This window comes from uncultured Streptococcus sp. (assembly GCF_915066115.1).
GTDB lineage: Bacteria > Bacillota > Bacilli > Lactobacillales > Streptococcaceae > Streptococcus.
Map to the genome: position 1 here is coordinate 1 of NZ_CAJZDT010000122.1, position 5,673 is coordinate 5,673.

The 5,673-nt window shown below is 40.3% G+C and carries 4 protein-coding genes; 1 reads left to right on the forward strand and 3 read right to left on the reverse strand.

Annotated elements, in window-relative coordinates:
• Window positions 1-131: 131 nt before the first annotated feature.
• Complete coding sequence (locus QZ565_RS07895; RefSeq protein ID WP_261021049.1) at window positions 132-980, forward strand: methyltransferase domain-containing protein; 849 nt, start codon at window positions 132-134, stop codon at window positions 978-980.
• A 104-nt stretch (window positions 981-1,084) separates the two neighbouring features.
• On the opposite strand, the gene QZ565_RS07900 is transcribed toward QZ565_RS07895, so the two are convergent.
• The 3 genes from QZ565_RS07900 to malQ all read right to left on the reverse strand — a co-directional run bounded on the left by QZ565_RS07900 (window position 1,085) and on the right by malQ (window position 5,337).
• On the reverse strand, window positions 1,085-1,291 hold the full coding sequence (locus QZ565_RS07900; protein WP_045606609.1) for a membrane protein: 207 nt from the start codon (window positions 1,289-1,291) through the stop codon (window positions 1,085-1,087).
• Window positions 1,292-1,535: 244 nt separating this feature from the next.
• Window positions 1,536-3,794: a glycogen/starch/alpha-glucan family phosphorylase gene (gene glgP, locus QZ565_RS07905; protein ID WP_084947284.1), complete on the reverse strand. Its 2,259-nt coding sequence runs from the start codon at window positions 3,792-3,794 to the stop codon at window positions 1,536-1,538.
• A 25-nt stretch (window positions 3,795-3,819) separates the two neighbouring features.
• Entirely contained in the window at window positions 3,820-5,337 is a 1,518-nt protein-coding gene (malQ, locus tag QZ565_RS07910; protein ID WP_000747274.1) for a 4-alpha-glucanotransferase, read from the reverse strand.
• Between the last annotated feature and the right edge of the window lie 336 nt (window positions 5,338-5,673).

Sequence of the window (5,673 nt, forward strand, 5' to 3'; positions counted from 1 at the left end):
TGAGTACGGCAAGGCGACGTTGACGTGGTTTGAATTTGATTTTCGAAGAGTATTAGTTTTATTTCTACTGAATCTCCCATCTACTTATTCCTAAAGTTGCTTTCATTTGCCTCTTTTGATACACTTAAACTATGAATACAAATCTCAAACCTAAACTTCAGCGCTTCGCTTCTGCGACTGCCTTTGCCTGTCCTATCTGTCAAGAAAATCTGACTCTGCTAGAGAGCAGTCTCAAGTGCTGCAACCGTCATTCTTTTGACTTGGCGAAATTCGGCTATGTCAATCTAGCCCCTCAAATCAAACAATCTGCTAACTACGACAAGGAAAATTTTCAAAACCGTCAACAAATCCTAGAAGCCGGCTTTTACCAAGCTATCTTAGAGGCCATTTCCGATTTACTTGCAAGCTCAAAAAATGCCAAAACAATTTTAGATATCGGTTGTGGTGAAGGTTTCTATTCTCGCAAGCTTCAAAAAAGGCATCCTGACAAAACCTTCTATGCCTTTGATATTTCCAAAGATTCCGTCCAAATCGCTGCCAAGAGTGAAGCAAACTGGGCAGTCAACTGGTTCGTTGGTGACTTGGCTCGTCTTCCTATAAAAGACGCCAGCATGGATATCCTGCTTGATATCTTCTCACCTGCCAACTATGGAGAATTTCGTCGCGTTTTATCCAAAGACGGCATCTTGATAAAGGTTATTCCAACTGAAAATCACCTCAAGGAAATCCGTCAGAAGGTACAAGACCAGCTGACAAACAAGGAGTATTCCAACCAAGATATCAAAAATCATTTCCAAAACAACTTCACTATCTTATCCAGTAAAACTGCCTCTCTGACCAAGACTATCACAGCAGATCAGCTCCAAGCCCTACTCAGCATGACACCCCTACTCTTTCACATCGACCAGAGCAAGATTGACTGGAGCCAACTGACAGAGATTACCATTGAAGCTGAGATTCTGGTTGGGAAAGTACTATAATTGACACAAAAACTGCATTTCAAAAAGATCTGCGGTTTTAAATTTCAATTTTCAAACTATCTATCCGAAAAGTCTAAAACATTTAAAGCTTTTAGCTTCTCCATTTATTTTCGATTCGAAATAACAAACTTATCAATAAATAGTAAGTGAAATAAGGCAAGTGTAATTCCCGATAAGCACCCATGATAAGAGATTTCTTGATGGGTAAGGGGGTAAAGATTACTATTACCCGCCAAGAGACATGTCAAAATCACAAATAGTATCCAAAATAAATCAGTCCATTTATATTTTGAAAAATATTTTTTCCACATAAGAACACCTTCTTTCCTACAATCATATTATAATACTTTGTGTAAGCGAATACAAGGGATATGAGGTAATCAACTGCGAAGAAACAAAAGGATGAAAGACAGTAAAAACCAGCATTTCTAAACCTTCACTGTATCTAGGATTTATCTATTTTTAAACAAGATTGTTCCAAATCCACAGCATTCAAAAAAGCGAATTTCAATTGAAACTCGCTTTTTACAAAATGTATTAGTATGAATTTGTATCTTAGTTCAAGTGCCAGATATCTTCGTTGTACTGAGCGATTGTACGGTCAGATGAGAAGAATCCTGCTTTAGAAATGTTAACGATGACTTTATCCAACCATGCGTCACGGTCTTCGTAGTCAGCCAACATTTGCTCTTTCACTTTGATGTAATCTTCTAAGTCAAGAAGAGTCATGAACCAGTCTTTGTTGATCAATTCATTGTAAAGACGTTCCAAGCGCTCTTTGTTTCCAGCTGCAAGAACTGCATCGCTAACGATGAAGTCAACCAATGGTTTGATAGCTTCACGAGCGTAGAATTCGCTTGATTTGTAAGCTGCTTTTGCGTAAAGGTCGATAACAGTTTCTGAATCTTCACCAAAGATGTAGATGTTTTCGTCGCCAACCAACTCAGCGATTTCCACGTTAGCACCGTCCATAGTACCAAGAGTCAAAGCTCCGTTCAACATGAATTTCATGTTACCAGTACCTGAAGCTTCTTTAGAAGCAAGTGAGATTTGTTCTGAGATATCACATGCTGGGATAAGGAAGCTTGCTGCAGTAACGTTGTAGTTTTCAACCATAACAACTTGCAAGTGTGGAGCTACTGCTGGATCGTTAGCAATAACTTCTGACATGCAAAGGATCAAGTGGATGATGTCTTGAGCGATTGTGTAGGCCGGAGCTGCTTTACCACCAAAGAAGATTGTGATTGGGCGAGCAGGGATGTTACCAGCTTTGATGTCAAGGTATTTGTGGATCACGTACAAAGCGTTCATTTGTTGGCGTTTGTACTCGTGAAGACGTTTGATTTGGATATCAAAGATAGAGTTTGTATTGATTTCCACACCTTGGTGTTCTTTCAAGTGACGAGCCAATTTACGTTTGTTGTGTGCCTTGATGCTTTCCAATTTTTCTTTGACAGCTGCTTTGTCTTCATAAGACAAGAGTTTTTCAAGCTCATCTGCTTCATGGTGCCAACCTTCTCCAATAATCTCATCCAAGTAGTGAGATAGTCTTGGGTTAGCATGCATGAGCCAACGACGGAAAGTGATACCGTTTGTTTTGTTGTTGAATTTTTCTGGGTAAAGGTCGTAGAAGGCTTTCAATTCAGAGTTCTTCAAGATTTCAGTGTGAAGTGCTGCAACCCCGTTAACGCTGTATCCGTAGTGGATATCCATGTGAGCCATGTGAACACGTCCGCTCTCATCGATAATTTGAACAGCTGGATCTTTGTATTCTGCTTTCACGCGACGATCCAATTCTTCGATGATTGGTACCAAGTGAGGAACCACTTCTTGCAAGAATTCAAGAGGCCATTTTTCAAGGGCTTCAGCAAGGATTGTGTGGTTAGTGTAGGCAGTCATGCTACGAACGATTGAGATTGCTTCGTCAAGTTCGATACCACGTGCAGTCAAAAGACGGATCAATTCAGGGATAACCATTGATGGGTGAGTGTCGTTAATTTGTACAACAGCGTAGTCAGCAAGGTCATGCAAGTTGCTTCCTTTTTCGATTGCTTCGTCGATGATCAATTGCGCACCGTTTGAAACCATGAAGTATTGTTGGAAGATACGGAGCAATTCACCTTGACGGTCACTATCATCTGGGTAAAGGAAAAGAGTCAAGTTGCGAGCGATGTCTGTCTTATCAAAGTTGATACCATCTTTAATGATTGAAGAATCAACAGAATCCAAGTCAAACAAGCGCAAGCGGTTCTTAGTTTCTGTCTTGTAACCAGGTACATCGATATCGTAAAGAGTTGATGTCAATGTGAAGTGAGCAAATGGCACTTGGTAGCTACGGCTTGAGCGAACCAACCAGTTTTGCTCTGTCAACCATGCATTTGGAATTGTTTCTTGTTGGTTGTTTTTAAGAACTTGTTGGAAAAGACCGTAGTGGTAGTTAAGACCAACACCGTCACCGTTCAAACCAAGAGTAGCAATTGAGTCGATAAAGCAGGCAGCCAAACGTCCCAAACCACCATTACCAAGAGATGGTTCCAATTCAACTTCTTCAACTTCGATCAAGTCTTTACCTGCAGCTGCAAGTTCTTTTTTAACATCGTCGTAAAGACCAAGGTTGATCAAGTTGTTTGACAAAAGTTTACCAATCAAGAACTCAGCTGAGATGTAGTAAACTTTTTTCTTACCAGTGTTAACTGGTTTTTTGCTACTTGCAAGCTTGCTGTAGTTAAGAAGAGCCAGGTAAAGCTCTTCATTGCTACATTCTGCAATGGTTTTATTGTAACGATTTTGTACAAATTCTTGTAGTGATAACATGTTTAAGGTGTCTCCTGATATTGTATTATTTCTTTAATTCTACCAAATTTTCATTGATTCGGCGATAGATTGTTGTCAAGTCAAGCAAGCCTTCCTCGACAGCTGGTGTCAATTGATCTTCAGTCATACGCCAAGACCAGTTTCCACCAAGGGTAGATGGGAAGTTCATACGAGCTGCCTCATCCAATTCTAGCAAATCTTGCATAGTTGCAATTGCCATGAAGCTAACTGATGAAAAGACTGTACGAAGCATAGCATGTGGCACTGTTTCGTATTCTTTACGGTTAGTGTAGCGAGCCATGTATTCACGAGTCGCATCATCGATCTCGTTACGGTACCAACCAAGGACCGTATTGTTATCGTGTGTTCCTGTGTACATAACTGAGTTAGCAGGTGCCAAGTGTGGGCTATCGATACTTTCATCTTCTGGGTTGAAGGCAAATTGAAGAATCTTCATCCCTGGGAAGCCAGTACGTTCACGCAATTCGATGACTTCGTCTGTCATGAAACCAAGATCTTCTGCGATGATGTTTAACTCACCAAGCTCTTCCTTAACGGCTGCAAAAAGCTTGTAGCCAGGACCTTTCACCCACTCACCAGGTGCTGCTGTATCAGAACCAGCAGGGATTTCCCAGTAAGATTCGAAGCCACGGAAGTGGTCAATACGAACGATGTCGTAGATTTTGAAGCTTTCACGCAAGCGTTCAATCCACCATTTGTAGCCGTCTTTGTCCATTGCTTCCCAGTCATAGATTGGGTTGCCCCAAAGCTGACCAGTTGCAGAAAATTCATCTGGTGGGCATCCTGCGATGCAAGTCGCCTTACCGTTGACATCTGTCTTGAAGAGATGTGGATTTGCCCACATATCGCTTGAATCTTCCGCTACGTAGATTGGCATGTCTCCAACGATTTCGATGTGGTTGTCGTTAGCGTAAGCTTTTAATTTCAACCATTGTTGGAAGAAGAAGTATTGAGTCACACGGTGGTAAACCAACTTGTCTGCCAATTGCTCACGGTAGCTTTCAAGAGCTGAAGCTTTCCGAGCACGAGCATCTGCATCTGGCCATTCAGTCCAAGCAAGATTGTCAAAATGCTCTTTGATAGCCATATACTCTGCAAAGAGTTCAAGCCATGATTGGTTGTCTTGAGCAAATTTCTCAAAATCTTTAACATCTCCTACTTCCAAGAAACGTTTTACCGCTTTTTCTAAAAGAGGACGACGTGCATAGTAGATTTTCGCATAATCAACTTCAGACGCATCACTACCAAAGTCAACCCCTTCAAGGTCACTTGCTTGCAACAAACCTTGTTCCACCAAGATATCTAAATCGATAAAATGAGTGTTCCCTGCGAAGGCTGAGAAAGATTGGTAAGGAGAATCTCCGTAACTAGTTGTCCCTAGTGGAAGGATTTGCCAGTAACGTTGTTTTGTGCGAACCAAGAAATCAACGAAGTCGTAAGCACTTTTACCAAATGATCCGATTCCGTATGCTCCTGGAAGAGAAGAAATGTGCATCAACACACCACTTTGACGTTTTTTCATAATAAGCACCTCGTGTGTTTATAGTTAGATATTACATTTTTATGAACGCAAACGTTTGCGCTATTACTAGTATAGCTCATTTTCTTGATAAATGCAAGCGGTTATAAATAACTTTTTTGATTATTTTTTTAAATTTTTTTCTTCTTACTCGTATATATATCCTTTCAGGAAACAAACAAAATAGGAATAAGGGTTTCACTTATCTCATTAAACAAAAATAAAGTGAGAATCCCCCCTGCTTTCCATTTGTAAATTAGGCAATCGTTTTCTCAACTTTTTTTAAATTTAAAACAAAACCAATTTTTGGGATTTTCTACTATTATATGATGATGAAGC